We start from the raw sequence: 20,135 nt of genomic DNA, 5'->3' as shown, positions 1-20,135 counted from the left end.
CCGCTCACGCGCCCTGGATGCCACGCAGCCGCTCGGAGCGACGGCGCAGGCCTTCCAGCGTGACCAGCAGCAGGGCGGAAATCAGCACCAGGGTGGTGGCCACGGCCAGGATGGTCGGGCTGAGCTGCTCGCGCACGCCGGACCACATCTCGCGCGGCACCGTGCGCTGGTCGGCGCCGGCCAGGAACAGCGCGACCACCACCTCGTCGAACGAGGTCGCGAACGCGAACAGCGCGCCCGAGATGACGCCCGGCGCGATCAGCGGCAGCTTGATGCGCCAGAACACGTACAGCGGCCCGGCGCCCAGGCTGCGGCCGGCGCGCGTCAGCGTCTCGTTGAAGCCGGCCAGCGTGGCACTGACGGTGACGACGATGAAGGGCACGCCGAGCGCGGCATGGGCCAGCACCAGGCCCGTCAGGCTGTTGACCAGGCCCAGCGGACTGAACGCGAAGTACACGCCGACGGCCGTGATGATGGCCGGCACGATCATCGGCGACAGCAGCAGGCCGCGCACGATGGCACCGCCTTTCAGGCGCGGATGCATCAGGCCGAGCGCCGCCGGCACCCCCAGCACCGTGGCCAGCAGCGTCGAGGCCACGCCGATGAACAGCGTGTTGCTCAGCGCCAGGCGCCACTCGTCACGCTCGATGAAGGTCTCGTACCAGCGCAGGCTGAAGCCGGGCATCGGGTAGGTGAAATAGGGCTCGCTGTTGAACGACAGCGGCATCACTACCAGCAAGGGCAGCAGCAGGAACACCAGCACCGCAACGGAGAAAGCGAGGTGCAGCCAGCGGCCGCAGGCCCCCCAGAAGGACACGTAGGCGGGAAATTTCATGTCGGCCTCTCAACCCAGCTTGACACCCGTGCCGCCGGTCAGGCGGACGAACAGGGCGTAGATCAGCATCACGCCGCCCAGCAGCAGGGTGGCGAGCGCGGCGGCCAGCCCCCAGTTGAGCGTGCTGTTGACGTGGTTGGCGATGTAGTAGCTGACCAGCTGGTCCTCGGCCCCGCCGAGCATGGCCGGCGTGATGTAGTAGCCCACGGCCAGGATGAAGGTCAGCAGGCCGCCGGCCGCCACGCCCGGCAGCGTGTGCGGGAAGTAGGCGCTGAAGAAGGCCCGCACCGGCCCGGCCCCCAGCGAGCGCGCCGCACGCATGTAGATCGGCGGCACGTTCTTCATCACGCTGTAGATCGACAGGATGGCGTAGGGCATCAGGATGTGCGTCATGGCGATCAGCACCCCGCCGCGCTGGTAGATCAGCGCCACGCTGCCCAGGCCCAGCGTGTTCAGCAGGCTGTTGAGGATGCCGTTGCTCTGCAGGATCACCATCCACGAGATCGAGCGCACCAGGAACGAGGTCCAGAACGGCAGCAGCACCAGGATCATCAGCACGTTGCTGATGCGCGTGGGCAGCGCGGCCAGGAACCAGGCCACCGGATAGCCGATCAGCACGCACAGCGCGGCCACCAGCAGGCTCAGGCCCACCGTGCGCACGAACACGCCGCGGTAGAGCTGTTCGGTCTCGGGCAGGGCCACCACGGCGCCGTGCGCATCGCGCGTCAGGTCGAAGGCCTTGACGTAGTACTCCAGCGTCCAGGGCGTGGCCGCGTACTTGATGCGCACCCAGGTCAGCGGCTGGTCCCAGCGGGCGTCGAGCGCCACGAAGCGCTCGCGCCAGGTCGCGCCCTCGGTGCGCTCCAGGCCGCGCGCGGTGCGCAGCACCAGGCTGCGCAGGCCGGGCTCCTCGAAGTTCAGGCGCATCGCCACCTTGCTGACGCCGTCGCTGCCCTGGCGGGCGCGCAGGTCGGCGGCGAAGGCCGCGTAGACCGCCTCGGGCGGCCGGGCCAGGACCGCCGGATCCCAGGCCTGCAGCGCCTGCGACAGCCCCGGCATCTCGTCGTGCACCACGGTGTCGCGCACGCTCTTGAGCAGCAGGTTGGCGATCGGCACGATGAAGGTGAAGGCCAGGAAGGCCAGCAGCGGCAGGATCAGCAGCCAGGCACGCAGCTGGCCCAGGCGCTCGGCGCGCCGCAGGCTGGCCTTCAGGCGCGAGATGTCCTGGGGCGCGTCGCGGGCCGGATCGGAAGGCACGACGGCGAGCATCGGCACGGGCATCGTCAACTCCTGACGGGCGGTGTTCATGGCAGCTCCTGGGCGGCGGCGGAAGGGGCGGGCATCAGTGCAGCGCGCGGCAGGCCTCGGCGCGCCAGCCCAGCTCGATCGCGTCGCCGACATGGATGCGCCGGCCCTCGCCGTCGTTGGCGAGCTTGACGATGAAGTCCTCGCGGCCGCAGACGCTGCACACCAGGCGCAGGTGGTCGCCGTAGTAGATGACGTCGGCCACGCGGGCGGTGAAGCGGTTCTCGCAGGTCGCGGCCTGGGCGCCGACCAGGATGCGTTCGGGGCGCATCAGCACCGTCACCTCGGCGCCGCCGCGCACCTGCGGGCCCAGCGCGGCGCGCACCGCCGTGCCATCGGCCAGCGCCACCTCGCAGGAGGCGCCGTAGACGGTGCGCACCGTGCCCTGCAGCGCGTTGGACTCGCCGATGAAGCGGCCGACGAAGGCGTTGTCCGGCGTCTCGTAGAGATCGGACGGCGCGGCCAGCTGCTGGATGCGCCCGTTGTTGAAGACGGCGATGCGGTCGGACATCGTCATCGCCTCATCCTGGTCGTGCGTGACGTAGACGATGGTCAGGCCGCTCTGCGCATGGATGCGCTTGATCTCGTACTGCATCTGCTCGCGCAGCTGCTTGTCGAGCGCGCCCAGCGGCTCGTCCATCAGCACCAGCGAGGGCTCGAACACCAGCGCCCGCGCCACCGCGATGCGCTGCTGCTGGCCGCCGGACAGCTGCCCCGGCATGCGGTCGGCGAACTTCTCCATCGTGACCATCGCCAGCGCGCGGCGCACCTTGGCGTCGATGTCGGCCTTGGGCACCTTGCGCACCTTCAGCGGGAAGGCCAGGTTCTCGCGCACCGACATGTTCGGAAACAGCGCATAACTCTGGAACACCATGCCGATGTTGCGGCGCTCGGGCGGGATGCGGTTGATCTCGCGGTCCTTGAGCAGGATCTGGCCGTGGGTGGCGGTCTCGAAGCCGGCCAGCATCATCAGGCAGGTGGTCTTGCCCGAGCCCGACGGGCCGAGCATGGTCAGGAACTCGCCCTCGCGGATGTCGAGGTTCAGGCTCTTGACCACCAGCGACTCGCCGTCGTAGGTCTTCTGCACGTCTCGAAAGGCAACGATGGGGGGCATGCGCGGGCGTCCGAATGCAAGAGGGGTGGAAGGCGGGCCCCTGCGAATGCGGGTCATCCAGGGCCACGGATGCCGGCAAGCGTACGGCGCGGCCCCGGACACGCCGGTGTCACGGACCCGCACTGATGCTCATCTTCAGCGGCGCTGATCCACCGGAATCGATGTGGTGCATCAAGGACTTGGCTACGGGACTATCCCCAAGTCGAGGCGTCCGCGCTCACCGATCCGGGGCGTGTCGATCAGGGCTGATCCGGATGGCGCGACCGCTTCCGGCCGCGCCTGAAACGACAAGGGCGGACCACTGGTCCGCCCTCGCTCACCCTCGGTGCGCCGGCATCAGCGCTGGCGCGGCGGGGCGTAGGTCTCCTTGACGACCCGCGGCGAGGTCCAGCGCACCAGGTTCATCCACGAGGCCGCCTTGTCGTTGGTGCCGCTGGCACGGCCGCCACCGAAGGGCTGCTGGCCGACGACGGCGCCGGTGGGCTTGTCGTTGACGTACAGGTTGCCGGCCGCGTGCACCAGCACGTCCTGCGCCTGCAGCAGGGCGGCCCGCTCGGTGCAGAAGATCGAGCCGGTCAGCGCGTAGTCGGAGGTGCTGTCGACGACGTGCAGCAGGTCCGACCAGTCGGCATCGGCATAGACGTGGACCGACAGCACGGGCCCGAACAGCTCCTCCTTCATCAGCGCGTGGCCCGGGTCATCGACCTGCAGCACGGTGGGATCGACGAAGTAGCCGACCTCGTCGCTGCAGCGGCCGCCGCTGATCACCTTGACACCCGGGTCGCCCTTGGCCGCCGCCAGGCGGCTGGCCAACTTGCGGAACGAGGTCTCGTCGATGACGGCGCCCATGTCGGTGGCCGCATCCGCCACGTCGCCCACGCGCCAGCCGGCCAGCAGATCGCACAGCGTGCCGCGCACCGCCGGCCACAGGCTGGCCGGCACGTAGGCGCGCGAGGCCGCGCTGCACTTCTGGCCCTGGTAGCCGAAGGCGCCCTTGAGCAGCGCCACCGCCACCTCCTCAGGATGGGCGGAACGGTGCACCAGCACGAAGTCCTTGCCACCGGTCTCGCCGACGATGCGCGGGAAGGTGCGGTACTGGTCGATGCCCGCGGCCGCCCGCTTCCACAGCGAGCGGAAGACCTCGGACGAGCCGGTGAAGTGCAGGCCGGCGAAGTCGCGCGAGCCGTAGACCGCATCGGTCACCATGCGCGCGTCGCCCGGCACGAAGTTGATGACGCCCGGCGGCAGGCCGGCCTCCTCCAGCGCCTCGAAGAAGAGGTGGTTGGCCCAGGCCGACTTCATCGACGGCTTCCACAGCACCACGTTGCCCATCAGCGCGGGCGCGCAGGTCAGGTTGGTGCCGATGGCGGTGAAGTTGAACGGCGAGACCGCGTAGACGAAGCCCTCCAGCGGCCGCCAGTCGGTGCGGTTCTGGGCCGAGGCCACGGTCAGCGGCTGCTCCTGCACCACGCGCTGGGCGCTGTGGGTGTTGAAGTGCAGGAAGTCGATCAGCTCGCAGGCACTGTCGGCCTCGGCCTCGTCCAGGATCTTGCTCTGGCCCAGCATGGTGGCCGCGTTGATGCGGTGGCGCATGCGGCCGCGGATGATGGCCGCGGCGCGGTGCATGATCGCGGCCCGGTCGGCGAAGTCCATGCGGGCCCAGTCGTGGGCGGCCTCCAGATTGCTCTGGATGGCCTCGGCCACCTGCGCGGCCGACGGCCGGTGGATGCGCGCCAGCACGCGGCTGCGGTCATGCGGCGCATGGACGGTCTCCACGTCGTCGGAGTAGATCTTGCGCCCGCCGATGACGGCCGGCACGTCGACCACCGTGCGGTCGGCCAGATGGCGCTCCAGCGCCTCGCGTGCGGCGCTGCCCGGCGCGTAGTCGCAGGTCGGTTCGTTGGCGGGGAAGGGAAAGATCGGACGGGAATTCATGCGGACCTCGGGACGGGAGAGGACGTTGCGGGTGACCGCCGGACCCGGATGCGACGGTGGCGGGCGTCGCCGCAGCCACCGCTCGAAATGGGGAGACGGATAAGATCAAGTCTGGCGTGGCGTCCGCCCGGCGCACCGCAGCATCAGTCCCCCCGATACAAAACACCAGCCTGGACGATGGGTGAGCCACCGGCCCCCCTGCGTGCGGCGACGATCCTGCCATGAGTGACGAAGCCACCAGCCAGTACCCCGACTGGAGCCTGCTCAGCGCCTGGGTGGCGGTCGTGGAATCCGAGTCCGTGTCGCAGGCCGCCCACCGGCTGGGCCTGTCGCAGGCCGCCGTCTCGATGCGCGTCAAGCTGCTGGAGACCAAGCTCGACACCGTGCTGCTGGACCGCGGCACCCGTCCGGCCAAGGTCACGCTGGCCGGCCAGCGCCTCTACGAGACCACCACCGAACTGCTGCGCAATGCCGACGAGCTGCTGGAGACGGTGCGCGGCATCAGCCGTGCGCGGCGCTCGGTGGTGCGCATCGGCTGTGTCGATTCGCTGGCGGCCACGGTCGGGCCGGTGCTCTACCGCGCGCTGTCCAGCACCACGCAGCAGGTGCGGCTGTGGTCGGGGCTGACACCGTCGCTGGTCACGCAGTTCGGCAACCGGCAGCTCGACGTCATCGTCACCACCGCCACCGCGGTGGACCAGACCGGGGTCTCGCACCTGCCGCTGTTCTCCGAGCAGTACCTGCTGGCCGTGCCGGCGAACTTCGACGTCAGCCCGGCCAGCTCCTTGAGCGATCTGGGCGGCCGCCTGCCGCTGATCCGCTACAGCGCGCGCTCGTCGATCGGCGAGCAGGTCGACCGCTTCCTGACCCAGCACGGTGACCACCTGGAGCGCACCTGCGAGTTCGACACCACGGACCCGATGCTCAGCCTGGTGGCCGCCGGCATCGGCTTCGCGATCACCACGCCGATGTGCGTCTGGCAGTCACGCCACTTCGTGCCACAGCTGCGGCTGCTGCCGCTGGACGTGCTGCGCTCGCGCGGGCGGCCCTACGGCCACTTCGGCCGCACCTTCTTCCTCAGCTGCCGCGAGGGCGAGCTCGGCCGCGTGCCCAAGGAGATCGAGGGGCTGCTGCGGGTGGCGATGGCCGGCCCGGTGAGCGCGGAGATGGTGGCGACGCTGGGCATCCCGCGCGACATGCTGTGGACCCACGAGGGCCCGCGCGATCCGGCGGCCTGAAGCGCCCGGGACGCCGCACGGCCTTGCATCGCAGCGCCTGAACTTGAGCATCACGCCGGCTTGTCACACGGGCGACACCGCGCACCCGCCCTAGGCTTGCAGCACCCGAGGCCAGACCCGGTCGCCGCAGTCGATCCGACCACGGCGACGCGCGGCGACCGGGGCGCGCACCACCCGTGACGCGCCCCGGCCGGCACCCCTGGCCCCGGCCCACTCTGACAGTCCGGCACCCGGTACGGCGCCGGTTTCGCAGTCCAAGGATCGAGGGTCGAGATGAATCGCAAGTTCTTCATCGCAGCGCTGGCTGCTGCGTCGCTGACGACACCGGCCCTGGCGGCCGAACTCAGCTTCACCAGCTGGGGAGGGGCCTACCAGGAAGTGCAGGAGAAGACGGCCGTCAAGCCGTTCGGCGCCAAGGAGAAGGTCAACGTCAAGTCCAGCACCTACAACGGCGGCATCGCCCAGATCCGCGCCCAGGTGCAGACCGGCAGCGTGAGCTGGGACGTGGTCGACATCCAGCTGGCCGACGCAATCCGCGCCTGCGACGAAGGCCTGCTGGAGAAGATCAGCCCGGCCGACCTGGCCGCGGGCAAGGACGGCTCGGCCCCGGCGCAGGACTTCATGCCCAACAGCCTGAACGACTGCATGGCCGGCCTGGCCGTCTGGTCGACCGTGCTGTCCTACGACAAGACCAAGGTGGGCGCGCAGGCGCCGACCAAGGTCGCCGACTTCTTCGACCTGAAGAAGTACCCGGGCAAGCGGGCGCTTCGCAAGTCGCCCGAAGGCGCGATGGAGTGGGCGCTGGTGGCCGACGGCGTCAAGCCGGCCGAGGTCTACAAGGTGCTGGGCACGCCGGCCGGCGTCGCCCGGGCGTTCAAGAAGCTCGACACCATCAAGGCGTCGATCGTCTGGTGGGAGGCCGGTGCGCAGCCACCGCAGCTGCTGGCCGATGGCGAGGTGGTGATGACCAGCGCCTATGCCAACCGCATCTACGACTCGATCGCGGTCTACAAGAAGCCCTTCGACTTCATCTGGGACGCCCAGCTCACCAATGTCGAGGGTTATGCGATCGTCAAGGGCAGCCGCAACCTGAAGGAGGCCAAGGCCTTCGTGCGCTTCGCCACCGAGGCGACGCAGCAGGCCGCCCTCGGCTCGCTGACCGGCATGGGTCCGGTGCGCAAGTCGGCGGCCGGTCTGGTCGATCCCAAGGTCCAGCCCTACATGCCGACCAACCCGAAGAACCTGGCCGGCGCGCTCGGCGTGGACTTCGCGTTCTGGGCCGACCACGGCGATGACCTGAACCAGAAGTTCGCGGCCTGGCTCGGCCAGAAGTGACGGCCTGACGCCCGGGGCCCCGCGCCCTCGGCACGCCGGCCCGCGGGCCGGCCATCCCTCCGCACACACCGGAAGTCTTCACCATGCAGTTCCTTCCCACGACCTGCGGCGCGCTGCTGCTCGCCGCCCTGCTGCCCTGCGCGCAGGCCCAATCCACCGTCACCGTCTCCGGCACGATCGACATCGGCGTCTACAAGGATGCCGGCAAGCACTGGAACGTCGGCCCGATCAGCCGCAGCCACCTGAAGTTCAGCGGCAGCGAGGATCTGGGCAGCGGCCTGAGCGCCACCTTCGCCCTCAGCCACCGCTTCAACTCCGACGACGGCAGCACCGAGAGCGCCAGCAAGCCCTTCTGGCACGGCGAGGCGACGGTCGGCCTCAAGGGCGCGTTCGGCTCGCTGCAGCTGGGCCGCCGGCTGGACGTCATCTCGAACAACGACTGGGCCTTCGACCCCTGGTACAACTTCGACCGCCTGGCCTCGCCGGCCTGGGACCTGTGGCACTACAACTTCCCGTCGGACCCCAAGGGCAACGGCGGCTCGGCCGAGTACGGACGCCTGAACAACGGCATCTTCTACGACTCGCCCAGCTTCAACGGCCTGACGCTGCACCTGAGCGGCTCGCCGGAGGAGCGCACCGGTGACACCGACAAGGCCCTGAGCGCCGGCGTGCAGTACAAGGGCGCGGGCTTCGGCGCCTTCGTCGCCCACGGCAAGAACAGCGCCGGCCACACCGACACCTTCATCGGCCTGAACACCCGCGTGGCCGGCATCGGCCTGATGGGCGCCTACGACGTCAGCAAGGCCGGCGCCTCGAAGGCCAAGGCCACGACGCTGGGCGCCAGCTACGGCATCGGCGCCACCACGCTGCAGGCCGGCTGGGGCCAGGTCGACGTCGACGGCAGCAAGGCCGAGAAGATGGTGTCGGTCGGCGCGTCCCACGCGCTGTCCAAGCGCACCAGCGTCTATGGCGACCTGGCGCACAAGACCTACCCGGGCGATTCGGCGACGGTCTACGGCGTGGGCATCAACCACAGCTTCTGACGCCAGGCACGGCCCGGGCCTGCCCCGGGCCGGCGCGCCGCCGGCCGCATCCGCAACCCGAGATCCCTGACCTGCGCCCCGCGAGGGCGCCCCGCACCGATGACCTTCAAACGCATGCTGCAGGCCGTGGAAACGCATTCGGGCATCCCGATGCGCGTGATCACCGGTGGCGTCCCCCACATCCCGGGCCACAGCGTCTACGAGCAGATGAAGTGGCTCGAAGCCCATGACGACGGCCTGCGCAAGCTGATGCTGCGCGAGCCGCGCGGCTATCCGGCCCTGTGCTGCAACCTGGTGGTGCCGGCCAAGCACCCGGACGCGGCGGCCGGCTACATCATCATGGAACAGGTCGAGTACCCGCTGATGAGCGGCGGCAACACGATCGCCGTGGCCACCGCGCTGCTGGAGACCGGCATGATCGCGATGCAGGAGCCGGTCACCGAGTTCCAGCTGGAGGCCCCGGCCGGCCTGATCGGCATCCGTGCCCAGTGCGAGCGGGGCAAGGTGACGCAGGTCACCTTCCGCAACGTGCCGGCCTTCGCCGTGCACCTGGAGCGCACCATCGACGTGCCCCACCTCGGCAAGGTCACGGTCGATGTCGCCTGGGGCGGCATGTTCTACGTCATCGCCGACGTGCGCCAGTTCCCGCACCTGCGCCTGGTGCCCGAGCAGGGCCACGAGATCGCCCGCATCTCGGCGCTGATCCTCAAGGCCGCGCAGGATCAGCTGCCGGTCTCGCACCCTGACTATCCGGGTTACGGCATCACCATCGCCCAGCTCTCCGGGCCGACCGACAACCCGGCGGCCGACTGGAAGAACGCCGTCACCATGGCCAGCGGCGAGATCGACTTCGAGCGGCCCGAGACCTGGACCGGCGCCCTCGACCGCTGCCCCTGCGGCACCGGCACCTGCGCCAAGATGGCCACGCTGCATGCCAAGGGCCAGCTGGCCCTCGACCAGGACTTCCGCCACGAGGGCGTGCTGGGCATCGTCTACACCGGCCGCCTGCTGGAGACCACGGCCATCGGCACCCATCCGGCCGTGGTGCCGACGATCTCGGGCCGCGCCTGGATCTCGGGCTTCAGCTCGCACGTGCTCGATCCGGAGGATCCCTTCCCCGAAGGCTTCCGCATCGGCGACATCTGGGCCTGAGGCCCACGCGCCGCCGCCCGCCCCCTGACGCCCGACCACAGGACACCCGGCATGCGACTGACCCACGACGAAGCCCTCGATCTCGCCACCGCGGCCGCCCGCGCCGCCGGTGCGGGCGAGGCCACCGCCCGCGCACTGGCCGAGGCCACGGTGGCCGCGGAATGGGCTGGCAGCCGCGCCGTCGGCTTCGCCCACCTGCCCGACTACCTGGACGGTCTGCGCAGCGGCCGCATCGACGGCCACGCCGCCCCGGAGATCTCGTTTCCGGCACCGGCGGCCGTGCGGGTGGACGTGCGACGGGGCATCGCCCAGCGCGGCTTCGACGAGGCCTTCGACGCCTTCGTCGAACGCACCCGCAGCGGTGGCGTCGCCGTGCTGACCCTGCACGACAGCTACACCGTGGGCGAGCTCGGCTACTACACGCGCCGGCTGGCGCAGCAGGGCCTGGTGGCCCTGGCCGCCTGCAACGCCACGGCCCAGGTCACCACGCTGGAGAGCGGCCGGCCGGTGTTCGGCACCAACCCGCTGTCCTTCGCCGCACCGACCACCGGCGCGCGGCCCTTCGTCATCGACCAGGCCAGCAGCGCCACCGCCTTCGTGCGCCTGCGCCAGGCCGCGGCCGAAGGCGCGGCCATCCCCGAGGGCTGGGCCGTCGACGCCCGCGGCGAGCCCACCACCAGCGCGCTGGCCGCGCTGTCGGGCCTGCTGCTGCCCTTCGGCGGCGCCCGCGGCGCCCACATCGCGATGATCGTCGAGATCCTGGGCGCGGGCCTGACCGGCGGCCACTGGTCGATCGACGCGCCGCACTATGCCGAGGGCACGACCTCACCGGCCGTCGGCCTGTTCGTCACCGCCTTCGACCCCGAGCGCCTGGTGCCCGGCTTCGCGGCCCGGCTGACGGCCCAGATCGAGCGCCTGGCCGCCCTCGGCGTGCGCATCCCGGGCAGCCATCTGGACATCACCGCGCTCGACATCCCGGAGGCGCTGGTCGCGGCGCTGCGGGCCGGCGCCTGAGGCCGGCCGCGGCCACGGTGCGGCGCCCGCCGCACCGGCATGACGTCGGTCACCCCACGGACACCGGCACACGCGCTTCACGGCGGCCCCCGATAATGCCGCCCGTGATGCCCCGCCCCACCCCCTCCCCCCGGCCGCGCCGCCTCGGTGTGGCCGCGGCCCTGGCCGTGGCCCTGACGCTGGTCGGCGGCTGCGGCACGACGTCGTCGTCCGGCAACCTCAAGGTCTACCAGCAGGAGCAGTTCGAGCCCGGCGAGACCTTCTCGCGGATGTTCGACGCCTCGGTCAGCCAGACCTGCGAGGCCGCGCGGCGCGCGCTGCTCAGCCAGGGCTACATCGTCACCGTGCTGCGGCCGGACGCGATCAACGGCAGCAAGAACTTCCAGCCCGGCGGTGAGGCCCACGTGCAGATCACCTTCAACATCGTCTGCACCGACGATGGCAACCAGGGCAAGCTGTCCTCGGCCTACGTCAGCGCGACGCAGGACCGCTACACGCTCAAGAAGAGCCCGAACTCGGCCAGCGTCGGTGTCTCGGCCATCGGCTCGCTGTCGATTCCCTTCGCCTCGACCGACGATTCGCTGGTCAAGGTCGCCAGCGAGACCATCCCCGCCGGCGTCTTCTACGACCGCTTCTTCGCGCTGATGGCCAGCCATCTGAAGGAGTTGCAGATGGATGCGGCGGTGGATTGAGGGCGGGCCAGGCCCCGGCGGTCCGGGCCCCGCAGGCCCGGCGTCAGGCGGCCGGCCGCGCGCGGCGGCGGATCCAGTCGCGGGCCAGGGCGTCGACGGCCTCCTCGGGCGCGGCGCTGAAGGCCAGGCCCGGCGCCTCGACGAACTCGATGCGGGTCAGGCCCACCCCACCGAGCGCCGCCCGCAGATAGGGGCGGAAGAAGTCCGGCTGGGCCGGCGGATCGCGGAACATGGCGCCGCCGGAGGTCACGGCCACCAGCACCGGCCGGTCGGCCAGCAGGCCGATCTTGCCCTCGGCGGTGAGGGCGAAGGTGACGTCGCGGCGCACCACCCAGTCGATCCAGTTCTTGAGCACCGCCGGGATGCCGAAGTTGTGGACCGGCGCCGAGATCAGCAGCACGTCGGACGCGGCCAGCTCCTCACACAGCGCGTCGGACAGCGCCAACTGCTCGCCGTAGCGGGCCCGGGCCTGCGCGATCGGCAGGATCAGCGAGCCCGCATAGGCGGCCGACAGCGCGGGCAGGGGCTCGACGCCGAGGGCGCGCAGGCGCACCTGCACCGGCGCCGTGGTCTCGGCCTGGAGCGCGGCCGACAGATGACGGCCCAGGCGGCTGCTGCAGGCCTCGGGGCGCGGGCTGCATTCGAGATGGAGAATCTGGACGGGTTTCATCAAGCGTTCGAACAGGGTGAGGACTGCGGAGGACGGCAGTCTGGTCGCCGCCCGCCGGACGCGACAGACACAGTTTTCGAAGAACGCACTGGTCCATCCGCTGCTGGACATCCGACCCGATGGCTTCCGTCCCCCCCGACAGACCGGCGACCTCGCGGCCGCTCGATGCGCCGGCCCGCACGCCGCTGCAGGCGCAGATCGTCGCGCGCTTCACCGCCCTGATCACCAGCGGACGCCTGCCGGCGGGCGCGCGCGTGCCCTCGCTGCGCACGCTGGCCACGGAGCTGGGCGTGGCCCGCGGCACGGTGCAGGCGGCCTACGACCGGCTGGTGGGCGAAGGCCTGCTGGAGGCGCGCGGGCCGGCGGGCACCTTCGTCGCCGCCGTGACGACCGGCTCCGCCCCCGCCAGGACCCAGGCCCTGCGGGCGAGCCCGTCGGCGGCCCCGGACGCGGATCCGCTGCTCGACCTCGACGCCCCGCATCCGCCCGCGCTGCGCATGGGCCTGCCCGCGCTGGACGCCTTTCCCCGCAAGCTGTGGAGCCGGCTGGTGGGCCGCCAGGCCCGCGCCATGGGCACGGCCGCGCTGCTCAAGCCGGAGCCGGCCGGCCTGCCGCGCCTGCGCGAGGCGATCGCGGTGCACCTGCACCGCGCACGCGGGGTGGCGGCGCAGGCCGGGCAGGTGTTCATCGTGCCGGGCTACGAGGCCGGACTGGCGCTGACGGTGGCCGCCCTGCTGCGCGCCGGCGACACCGCCGTGGTGGAGTGCCCGGGCTTTCCGCCGACCCCGCGCCTGCTCGGCCGGCTGGGGCTGCAGGTGGTGCACGCGCCGGTGGACGGCGAAGGGCTGCAGGTCGGGCCGGTGCGGCAGCAGGCGCCCGGGGCCCGGCTGGTGGTGGTCACGCCCACCCACCAGAGCCCGGGCGGCATGGCGCTGACGCTGGCGCGCCGCCGGGCGCTGCTGGACTGGGCGGCGCACGACGGCCCCTGGATCGTCGAGGACGACTACGACGGCGAATACCACTTCCGCGGACCGCCGCTGCCGGCCCTCAAGAGCCTGGACCGCGACGGCCGCGTCATCCATGCCGGCACCTTCAGCAAGGTGCTGTTCCCGGGGCTGCGCCTGGCCTACGTGGTGGTGCCACCGGCCTGCGTGCCCGCCTTCGAGGCCGCGGCCCGCACGACGGCCCACGGCGGCTGCCCGTCGCTGACACAGGCGGTGGTCGCCGACTTCATCGAGCAGGGCCACCTCGGCCGCCACGTGCGCCGGATGCGCACGCTCTACGCCCAGCGCCGCGCCTGGCTGGCCGAGGCCCTCGCCCCCCTCGCCCCGCGGGGCGTGCGCACGGTGCTGGGCGACGGCGGCATGCACCTGCTGATCGAGCTGCCCGCCGGCAGCGATGACCGGGCCTGCGCCCGCCGTGCCCAGGCCGCGGGCCTGGGGGTGCTGCCGCTGTCGGCCTGGCGCGGCCAGGGCACGGGGCCGCCGGCACTGCTGGCCGGCTTCACCAACATCACCTCGGCGACGGTGGCGCGGCAGCTGGTGGAGGGGCTGGGGGTGGCGATCGGCTGAGCCGCAGCGGCTCAAGCCCGGCCCAGGAAGTCATCGCCGAACCGGTCCCCCGCCTGCCGCCGGAAGGCCGTCGGCGTCATGCCCTTGAGGCGCATGAAGTGCCGGTTGAAGTTGGCCACGTTGTTGAAGCCCACGGCCAGACAGATGCCGGCCACGTACTGGTCGGTCTCGGCCAGCAGGCGCGCGGCCTGCTCGATGCGCAGGCGCACGACGAAGTCGATGAAGGCGTTGCCGGTGACCTGACGGAAGCGCTTGGAGAAGTACTTGGCGCTCATGCCGAAGCGCCCGGCGGCGTCCTGCAGCGACAGGTCATCGAAGGCGTGGCGGGCGACGAAGGCGATCATCTCCGAGGCCTGGCGGGTGCCGGCATCGGCCTGGCCCTGGACGGCGGCGGCCGACAGCAGGCGATGGTCGGTGCAGCGGCCCAGCTCGGCCAGCCAGCCCAGGAAGAGCGCGACACGCTGCAGCCCGTGGCTGGCGCGGATGGCCTCGAAGCGGGCCTCGGCCTGGGCCGCCAGGCCGAAGAACTCGATGCCGTGGCGGGCCCGATCGAGCATCGGGAAGATCTCCTCGACGGCATCCAGCGCGCGCGCCGCCTCGCGCAGCGGCTCGTCACGGAACTGCAGCACGCGGTGGATGGGGGCGTCGATGCCGCCGGGCGGCAGGTCGTCGACCAGCCAGTTGTGCGGCAGCCCGGGTCCGCACAGCACCAGGTGGCCGGGCTCGTAGGCGCCGACGTGGTCACCGACGAAGGCCCGGCCGCGGGTGGCGACGATCAGGTGCAGCTCGTACTCGGGGTGGTAGTGCCAGCGGTTGAGCAGCGTCGGGAAGCCGTGGGCCAGGCAGCGCACGATGCCGCAGGTCGAGGTCGGCTCGAAACCGGGGAAGAGCGCCCGCTCGGCATCGTTCTCCAGCGCCGGCGCGTGGGTGCGCCGGCGCGGCCGCACCGCGGCGGGCACGGCACCAGGCCGGGCGTCGCGCACCGGGTCGCCCGGCACCGCGTCAGCGGCCATGGGGCCGCGGCCGTCAGGCCTCACCGTCCGCGCCGGCCCCGCAGGCCCGCGCATAGGGACGCAGGGCGGCCTGCACCTTGTCCAGCAGCAGCGCCCGGGCCGCGAGGGCGATCAGCCCCTGACGATGGGCGTCATACTGCTGCGGCAGGTACTGGCTGACGAGGTTCTCGGGCATGTCGCGGCCCTCCAGGTTGGCCAGCAGCCGCGCCTGGGCGGCGGCGATGGCGGGCTTGCCCCAGTAATATCGCACGCGGTCGCTGTAGCTGAAGGCCCGCAGCACCTGCTGCTGCGGCGCATCGCCGGCGTAGTAGCGCGCCCAGTCGTCCGGCGCCAGCAGCATGTCACGCTCGACGCTCAGGCGCAGCTGGCTGCACAGGGCCGGCGGCAGCAGTTCCCGCTCGATCAGCTCCAGCGCGTACAGCGCCTCGCGCAGCGCGAAGGTCAGCCCCGGGCCCACCTTCAGGATGGCGAAGCCGTCGCGCACCAGGCGGGCGAGTGCCGCCGGCGTCTGGTAGTCGGTCGAATGGGCCTCGAACACATGCGCGCCCAGATCCGGCAGGCAGGCCGAGAGCGCCTGCGCGGCTTCGGGCCGGTAGTCGATGATGCGGGTGTGGTCGAACTCCACGCCGGGCTGCACCACCAGCGCGATGACGCGCGGCCAGGCGGCGTCCAGTCCGCGCGCCGTCCAGGCAGTGCGGTGCAGGTCCAGCGTGCGGCGGGCGGAGGCCGGCGTGGTGACCTGCAGGTGGTCCAGCGACTCCGCGGCACCGCCGGGCACCGGCACCTCGGTGCCGACGACGTAGACGCAACGGCCCGGCGCCACCCGCTCGGCCGCGGCGCACAGGCGGGCCGCCCGCTCGGCGATCACCGTGTCGGGCACCACGGGCGGGTCGTCCGCGCAGGCCATGCTGGCGTCCAGGTGCAGCTTGGTGAAGCCGGCCTCGGCATAGGCCTGCACCATGGCGTCGGCCAGGGCCATGGCCTCGGCGGCGGGGCGGTCGCGCCAGGGATTGGGCCCCAGGTGGTCGCCGCCGAGGATCAGGCGCTCGACCGGAAAGCCCACCGCCCCGGCGATGCCACGCACGAAGCCGACGAAATCGGCCGGTTGCAGGCCGGTGTAGCCGCCCTGCGGGTTGACCTGGTTGCAGGTGGCCTCGATCAGCGCCGGACCGCCGTCGGCCAGCGCCTGGCGCAGCGCCGCCTCGATGACCAGCGGATGGGCGGAACAGACCGACCAGATGCCGCGCGCACGCCCGCTGGCGCGGCGCTGGATGAGATCGGACCAGAAGGCATCGGCGCTCATGGGCGGCACTCCTGAGGGGCGGCCGCGGGGGCCGGCACGCGGCCCAGCAGGGCCGCCAGTTCGGTGAAGGTCGATGCGCCCTCCATCGGGCCGCGCCGGGTGACGGCGCGCGCGCCCGCCGCATTCGCCCAGCGCAGCGCCTCTTCGGGCGGATGGCCGAGCAGTCGGCAGGCCACGTAGGCGCCGCCGAAGCAGTCGCCGGCGCCGGTCGGGTCGATCTCCTCGACCGCCAGCGGCGCGACATCGCTGCGGCCACCCGCGTGGATGCAACTGGCGCCCGCCGCGCCGCGCTTGATCACCACCTCGCGCACGCCCAGCGCCTGCAGGCGCTGCAGTGCGGTGGCCTCGTCCTCGGCATCGACCAGCAGCGTCAGCTCATCGCCGCTGGGCAGGAAGATGTCGGTCTGGGCCAGTACCTGGCGCAGCGCCGCCTTCAGGCCGGCTCGCGCGAGCATCTCCTGGCGCAGGTTGGGATCGAAGGACACCGTGCCGCCGGCCGCGCGCACCTGGGCGACGGCGCGCAGCGCGGCCTCGACGATGCCGGGCGCGAACAGCGACGAGCCCATCACGTGCAGATGGGTGCAGCCCTGCAGCGCCTGCGGGCTCAGCTGGGCCGCCCCCAGCCGGCCGCTGGCACTGTCGGCGATGTGGAAGACGAAGTCCCGGCCCCCATCGCCGCGGTAGGTGACGAAGGCCGCGCCGGTGGTCGCGTCGGGCAGCACGGCCACGGCCGAGACATCGACGCCGTCGGCCGCCAGGCGCGCGGTGACCAGGCGACCGAAGGCATCATCGCCGACGCAGCCGACGAGGGCCGCCGGCACGCCCAGCCGGGCGACCTGGTCGATGAAGATGGCCGGGGCGCCGCTCGGATAGGGGCCGAGCAGCACGCCGGGCGCGCCCAGGCTCTGGCCGACGTCGCGGGCCATGATCTCGACGACGATCTCGCCGAGGGTGAGGATGCGTGGCATGGGTGTCTGGCTCCGGCCGCGGTCAGCTCATCCAGTTGCCGCCGTCGACATTGAGCGTCTGGGCGGTGATGTAGCGGGATTCTTCGCTGGCCAGGAAGACCGCGGCGCCGTCCAGATCGGCCGGGTCGCCCATGCGGCCCAGTGGCACGGCCATCCCCACCTGGCGCTTCTTCTCGCCGAGGGCCAGCCCCTCATGTCGCGCGAACAGTGCGTCGACCTGGGTCCACATCGGCGTGTCGATCACGCCCGGCGCGATGCCGTTGACGCGGATGCCGTGCGGCGCCATCGCCAGCGCCGCGCTCTGGGTGTAGCTGATGACGGCGGCCTTGGTGGCGCAGTAGTGGGCCACCAGCGCCTCGCCCCGGCGGCCGGCCTGCGAGGCCATGTTGATGACACGGCCCTTCACGCCATCGGCCACCATCTGGCGCAGCACGGCCTGCATGACGAAGAACAGGCCCCTCACGTTGACGTCGAAGACCCGGTCGTAGTCCTCGCGCGTCTGCTCCAGCAGCGGACCGGCGGTGAAGGTGGCGGCGTTGTTGAACAGCACGGTCACGGCGCCGAAGCGCGCACGGGCCGCGACCACCAGCGCGTCGATGCTGTCCTGACGGGTGACATCGGTGGGCAGGTAGTGCAGCTGCGCGGGGTACTGCGCCAGCAGGGCCTGCAGACCGGCAGAGGGCTGGCGGCCCAGATCCGCCGCGCTACAGCACGCGCCTTCACGCAGATAGGCGGCCAGCACCGACAGGCCGATGCCACCGGCCACGCCGGTCAGCAGCGCATGGTGGCCGCGCAGGCGGTCGAAGGAAGGGGCCGCCGGAACGGCGGCAGGGCTCAGATCGGACATGGGGCGGGTCCTGTGGGCAAGGGGATGGGACAGGGGATCAGTGGACGGTCCGCACGGTGCGGCCGGCCGCATCGAACCAGTGCGCCTGGGCCAGGTCGACGCTCAGCGACACGGCATCGCCGGCATGCCAGGCGCAGCGCGCGCTCTGGCGGGCGACCAGCGCGGCGCCATCGACGGTGCGGGCATAGATCAGCGTCTCGGCGCCCAGCGCCTCGACCAGCTCGATGCGGGCCTCGACCGGATGCAGGCCGGGGGCGACGACGGACACCGCTTCGGGGCGCAGGCCCATCGCGCCGTCGCGGGCCGCGGCCGGAGCCTGCGGGCGCCAGACGGCGGCCCACTGGTCGGCCGCCACCACGTTCATCTGCGGCGAGCCGATGAACTGGGCGACGAACTGGTTGGCCGGGCGGTCATAGAGCTCCAGCGGCGAGCCCACCTGCTCGATCTGACCGTCACGCAGCACGACGATGCGGTCGGCCAGCGTCATCGCCTCGACCTGGTCGTGGGTGACGTAGATCGTGGTGGCGCCCAGCTCGCGGTGCAGCTTGGCGATCTCGACCCGGGTCTGGCCGCGCAGCGCGGCATCCAGGTTGGACAGCGGTTCGTCGAACAGGAAGACCTTGGGCGCCCGCACGATGGCGCGGCCGATGGCCACCCGCTGGCGCTGGCCGCCGGACAGGGCCCGCGGCGTGCGCTCCAGGTAGCTGCCGAGGTTGAGGATGGACGCGGCGCGCTCGACCTTCTGCCGCACGATGGCCGGGTCCTCCTTGGCCAGCTGCAGCGCGAAGCTCATGTTCTGGTGGACGCTCATGTGCGGGTACAGCGCATAGCTCTGGAACACCATCGCCAGATCGCGCTTGGACGACGGCGCCTGGGTGATGTCGCGTGCATCGAGCACCAACGAGCCGCCGTCGGTCGACTCCAGCCCCGCGATCAGCCGCAGCAGCGTGGACTTGCCGCAGCCCGACGGCCCGACGAAGACGACGAACTCGCCGCGCTCGATCGTCAGGTCCACGCCCTTGATCGCACGGTGGCCACCGAAGAACTTCTCGATACCCTTTAGTTGAAGGTAAGCCATGATGAAAACCTCTTGAATTCAGACATTGCCGACAGTCACGTACCCGTCGCGCAGCCACCGACCGAAGCCAGCGACCGCCGCGGAACCGGCTCTGCCGGGCCGCCAGCGGTGCCCCCTTGAGGGGGCGCGCGAAGCGCGTAGGGGGGAGGGCCTGATCCTTGGCGCGCGAAGCGCGTAGGGGGAGGGCTACTTCACCGCACCGAACGTGAGTCCCTGCACCAGCTGCTTCTGGCTGAACCAGCCGAAGACGACGATGGGGGCGATGGCCAGCAGCGAGGCCGCCGACAGCCGGGCCCAGAACAGGCCCTCGGGGCTCGAATAGGTGGCGATCAGCGTGGTCAACGTGCCGGCATGGGCACTGCTCAGGTTCAGGCTCCAGAAGGCCTCGTTCCAGCTGAGCACCAGGCAGAGCAGGCTGGTCGAGGCCAGACTGCCCATCGACAGCGGCAGCAGCACGCGGCGCGCCTCCTGCCACAGCGTGGCGCCGTCCATGCGCGCGGCCTCCAGGATCTCCGGCGGGATCTCGCGCAGACCGGCATACAGCATCCACACCATGATCGGCAGGTTGCTGAGCGTGAAGACGATGACCAGGCCGGTGCGCGTGTCCAGCAGACCCGAGGACTGGGCCAGCACATAGACCGGCACCAGCGCGCCGACGGCCGGCATCATCTTGGTCGACAGCATCCACATCAGCACGTCCTGGGTCCGGCGGCTGCGGAAGAAGGCCATCGCGTAGGCGGCGGGGGCGGCGATCAGCAGGCCCAGCAGCGTCGAGGCCACGCTGGTGATCACCGAGTTGCGTGCATACAGCAGGTAGTCGCTGCGCACGTGGATCTCGTGGAAGTTCTCCAGCGTGGGGGGAAACAGCAGCACCGGCGGCACCGCGATCGCCTGCAGCTCGGTCTTGAAGGCCGTCAGCAGCATCCAGCCCAGCGGGAAGAACAGCAGCAGGGCCACCGCCCAGGCGGCCAGCGTGCGCACGGCGTGCAGCACGATCAGGGTTCGGGACAGGGTCATGATCG

The 20,135-nt window shown here is 71.6% G+C and carries 18 protein-coding genes; 7 read left to right on the top strand and 11 right to left on the bottom strand.

Annotation, left to right across the window (positions count from 1 at the left end; genetic code table 11):
• Window positions 1–4: 4 nt before the first annotated feature.
• From AACH11_RS08395 to pruA, 4 genes are all read right to left on the bottom strand, one after another.
• The gene (locus tag AACH11_RS08395) at window positions 5–835 is read right to left on the bottom strand and encodes an ABC transporter permease (RefSeq protein ID WP_341373764.1); all 831 of its coding nucleotides are present in this window, start codon (window positions 833–835) and stop codon (window positions 5–7) included.
• Between the two features lie 9 nt (window positions 836–844).
• Window positions 845–2,143, bottom strand: coding sequence for an ABC transporter permease (locus AACH11_RS08390; protein WP_341373763.1), 1,299 nt, complete (start codon window positions 2,141–2,143; stop codon window positions 845–847).
• 34 nt (window positions 2,144–2,177) lie between these two features.
• Window positions 2,178–3,254, bottom strand: a complete 1,077-nt coding sequence (locus tag AACH11_RS08385; RefSeq protein ID WP_341373762.1) for an ABC transporter ATP-binding protein — start codon at window positions 3,252–3,254, stop codon at window positions 2,178–2,180.
• A 336-nt stretch (window positions 3,255–3,590) separates the two neighbouring features.
• Complete coding sequence (gene pruA, locus AACH11_RS08380) at window positions 3,591–5,189, bottom strand: L-glutamate gamma-semialdehyde dehydrogenase (RefSeq protein ID WP_341373761.1); 1,599 nt, start codon at window positions 5,187–5,189, stop codon at window positions 3,591–3,593.
• A 221-nt stretch (window positions 5,190–5,410) separates the two neighbouring features.
• Here pruA and AACH11_RS08375 point away from each other — a divergent pair, with 221 nt between their 5' ends.
• From AACH11_RS08375 to AACH11_RS08350, 6 genes are all read left to right on the top strand, one after another.
• Window positions 5,411–6,427, top strand: a complete 1,017-nt coding sequence (locus AACH11_RS08375; RefSeq protein ID WP_341373760.1) for a LysR family transcriptional regulator — start codon at window positions 5,411–5,413, stop codon at window positions 6,425–6,427.
• Between the two features lie 273 nt (window positions 6,428–6,700).
• Window positions 6,701–7,762, top strand: a complete 1,062-nt coding sequence (locus AACH11_RS08370; RefSeq protein ID WP_341373759.1) for an ABC transporter substrate-binding protein — start codon at window positions 6,701–6,703, stop codon at window positions 7,760–7,762.
• Window positions 7,763–7,845: 83 nt separating this feature from the next.
• On the top strand, window positions 7,846–8,805 hold the full coding sequence (locus AACH11_RS08365) for a porin (RefSeq protein ID WP_341373758.1): 960 nt from the start codon (window positions 7,846–7,848) through the stop codon (window positions 8,803–8,805).
• Between the two features lie 99 nt (window positions 8,806–8,904).
• Entirely contained in the window at window positions 8,905–9,957 is a 1,053-nt protein-coding gene (locus AACH11_RS08360; RefSeq protein ID WP_341373757.1) for a proline racemase family protein, read from the top strand.
• Between the two features lie 51 nt (window positions 9,958–10,008).
• Window positions 10,009–10,971 carry an Ldh family oxidoreductase gene (locus AACH11_RS08355; RefSeq protein WP_341373756.1) on the top strand — a complete coding sequence of 321 codons (963 nt, stop codon included), beginning with the start codon at window positions 10,009–10,011 and terminating at the stop codon, window positions 10,969–10,971.
• Between the two features lie 107 nt (window positions 10,972–11,078).
• Window positions 11,079–11,663 carry a DUF2242 domain-containing protein gene (locus tag AACH11_RS08350; protein WP_341373846.1) on the top strand — a complete coding sequence of 195 codons (585 nt, stop codon included), beginning with the start codon at window positions 11,079–11,081 and terminating at the stop codon, window positions 11,661–11,663.
• Window positions 11,664–11,706: 43 nt separating this feature from the next.
• Here AACH11_RS08350 and AACH11_RS08345 read toward each other — a convergent pair whose 3' ends face one another.
• Window positions 11,707–12,333: an FMN-dependent NADH-azoreductase gene (locus AACH11_RS08345; protein ID WP_341373755.1), complete on the bottom strand. Its 627-nt coding sequence runs from the start codon at window positions 12,331–12,333 to the stop codon at window positions 11,707–11,709.
• A gap of 119 nt (window positions 12,334–12,452) precedes the next feature.
• Between AACH11_RS08345 and pdxR the strand changes: the two genes are divergently transcribed.
• Window positions 12,453–13,904: a MocR-like pyridoxine biosynthesis transcription factor PdxR gene (pdxR, locus tag AACH11_RS08340; RefSeq protein ID WP_341373754.1), complete on the top strand. Its 1,452-nt coding sequence runs from the start codon at window positions 12,453–12,455 to the stop codon at window positions 13,902–13,904.
• 11 nt (window positions 13,905–13,915) lie between these two features.
• Here the strand turns inward: pdxR and AACH11_RS08335 are convergent, their stop codons facing one another.
• The 6 genes from AACH11_RS08335 to AACH11_RS08310 all read right to left on the bottom strand — a co-directional run bounded on the left by AACH11_RS08335 (window position 13,916) and on the right by AACH11_RS08310 (window position 20,130).
• Complete coding sequence (locus tag AACH11_RS08335) at window positions 13,916–14,917, bottom strand: AraC family transcriptional regulator (protein ID WP_341373753.1); 1,002 nt, start codon at window positions 14,915–14,917, stop codon at window positions 13,916–13,918.
• 13 nt (window positions 14,918–14,930) lie between these two features.
• Window positions 14,931–16,220: a D-tagatose-bisphosphate aldolase, class II, non-catalytic subunit gene (locus AACH11_RS08330; RefSeq protein WP_341373752.1), complete on the bottom strand. Its 1,290-nt coding sequence runs from the start codon at window positions 16,218–16,220 to the stop codon at window positions 14,931–14,933.
• Complete coding sequence (locus AACH11_RS08325; RefSeq protein WP_341373751.1) at window positions 16,217–17,188, bottom strand: tagatose kinase; 972 nt, start codon at window positions 17,186–17,188, stop codon at window positions 16,217–16,219. Before AACH11_RS08325 ends, AACH11_RS08330 begins: the two co-directional genes overlap by 4 nt.
• Before the next feature lie 22 nt (window positions 17,189–17,210).
• The gene (locus AACH11_RS08320) at window positions 17,211–18,035 is read right to left on the bottom strand and encodes an L-iditol 2-dehydrogenase (protein WP_341373750.1); all 825 of its coding nucleotides are present in this window, start codon (window positions 18,033–18,035) and stop codon (window positions 17,211–17,213) included.
• A gap of 37 nt (window positions 18,036–18,072) precedes the next feature.
• Window positions 18,073–19,113 carry an ABC transporter ATP-binding protein gene (locus AACH11_RS08315; protein WP_341373749.1) on the bottom strand — a complete coding sequence of 347 codons (1,041 nt, stop codon included), beginning with the start codon at window positions 19,111–19,113 and terminating at the stop codon, window positions 18,073–18,075.
• Between the two features lie 186 nt (window positions 19,114–19,299).
• Window positions 19,300–20,130 carry a carbohydrate ABC transporter permease gene (locus AACH11_RS08310; protein ID WP_341373748.1) on the bottom strand — a complete coding sequence of 277 codons (831 nt, stop codon included), beginning with the start codon at window positions 20,128–20,130 and terminating at the stop codon, window positions 19,300–19,302.
• Window positions 20,131–20,135: the final 5 nt, after the last annotated feature.

It is taken from the genome of Pseudaquabacterium rugosum (genome assembly GCF_038066575.1).
GTDB lineage: Bacteria > Pseudomonadota > Gammaproteobacteria > Burkholderiales > Burkholderiaceae_C > Pseudaquabacterium > Pseudaquabacterium rugosum.
This window is presented reverse-complemented; position numbering and strand designations above follow the sequence as displayed.

Excerpts from the sequence above, each read along its gene's own strand:
- AACH11_RS08395 (WP_341373764.1), bottom strand. The coding sequence starts at position 835 with ATGAAATTTCCCGCCTACGTGTCCTTCTGGGGGGCCTGCGGCCGCTGG.
- AACH11_RS08390 (WP_341373763.1), bottom strand. The coding sequence starts at position 2,143 with ATGAACACCGCCCGTCAGGAGTTGACGATGCCCGTGCCGATGCTCGCC.
- AACH11_RS08385 (WP_341373762.1), bottom strand. The coding sequence starts at position 3,254 with ATGCCCCCCATCGTTGCCTTTCGAGACGTGCAGAAGACCTACGACGGC.
- pruA (WP_341373761.1), bottom strand. The coding sequence starts at position 5,189 with ATGAATTCCCGTCCGATCTTTCCCTTCCCCGCCAACGAACCGACCTGC.
- AACH11_RS08375 (WP_341373760.1), top strand. The coding sequence starts at position 5,411 with ATGAGTGACGAAGCCACCAGCCAGTACCCCGACTGGAGCCTGCTCAGC.
- AACH11_RS08370 (WP_341373759.1), top strand. The coding sequence starts at position 6,701 with ATGAATCGCAAGTTCTTCATCGCAGCGCTGGCTGCTGCGTCGCTGACG.
- AACH11_RS08365 (WP_341373758.1), top strand. The coding sequence starts at position 7,846 with ATGCAGTTCCTTCCCACGACCTGCGGCGCGCTGCTGCTCGCCGCCCTG.
- AACH11_RS08360 (WP_341373757.1), top strand. The coding sequence starts at position 8,905 with ATGACCTTCAAACGCATGCTGCAGGCCGTGGAAACGCATTCGGGCATC.
- AACH11_RS08355 (WP_341373756.1), top strand. The coding sequence starts at position 10,009 with ATGCGACTGACCCACGACGAAGCCCTCGATCTCGCCACCGCGGCCGCC.
- AACH11_RS08350 (WP_341373846.1), top strand. The coding sequence starts at position 11,079 with ATGCCCCGCCCCACCCCCTCCCCCCGGCCGCGCCGCCTCGGTGTGGCC.
- AACH11_RS08345 (WP_341373755.1), bottom strand. The coding sequence starts at position 12,333 with ATGAAACCCGTCCAGATTCTCCATCTCGAATGCAGCCCGCGCCCCGAG.
- pdxR (WP_341373754.1), top strand. The coding sequence starts at position 12,453 with ATGGCTTCCGTCCCCCCCGACAGACCGGCGACCTCGCGGCCGCTCGAT.
- AACH11_RS08335 (WP_341373753.1), bottom strand. The coding sequence starts at position 14,917 with ATGGCCGCTGACGCGGTGCCGGGCGACCCGGTGCGCGACGCCCGGCCT.
- AACH11_RS08330 (WP_341373752.1), bottom strand. The coding sequence starts at position 16,220 with ATGAGCGCCGATGCCTTCTGGTCCGATCTCATCCAGCGCCGCGCCAGC.
- AACH11_RS08325 (WP_341373751.1), bottom strand. The coding sequence starts at position 17,188 with ATGCCACGCATCCTCACCCTCGGCGAGATCGTCGTCGAGATCATGGCC.
- AACH11_RS08320 (WP_341373750.1), bottom strand. The coding sequence starts at position 18,035 with ATGTCCGATCTGAGCCCTGCCGCCGTTCCGGCGGCCCCTTCCTTCGAC.
- AACH11_RS08315 (WP_341373749.1), bottom strand. The coding sequence starts at position 19,113 with ATGGCTTACCTTCAACTAAAGGGTATCGAGAAGTTCTTCGGTGGCCAC.
- AACH11_RS08310 (WP_341373748.1), bottom strand. The coding sequence starts at position 20,130 with ATGACCCTGTCCCGAACCCTGATCGTGCTGCACGCCGTGCGCACGCTG.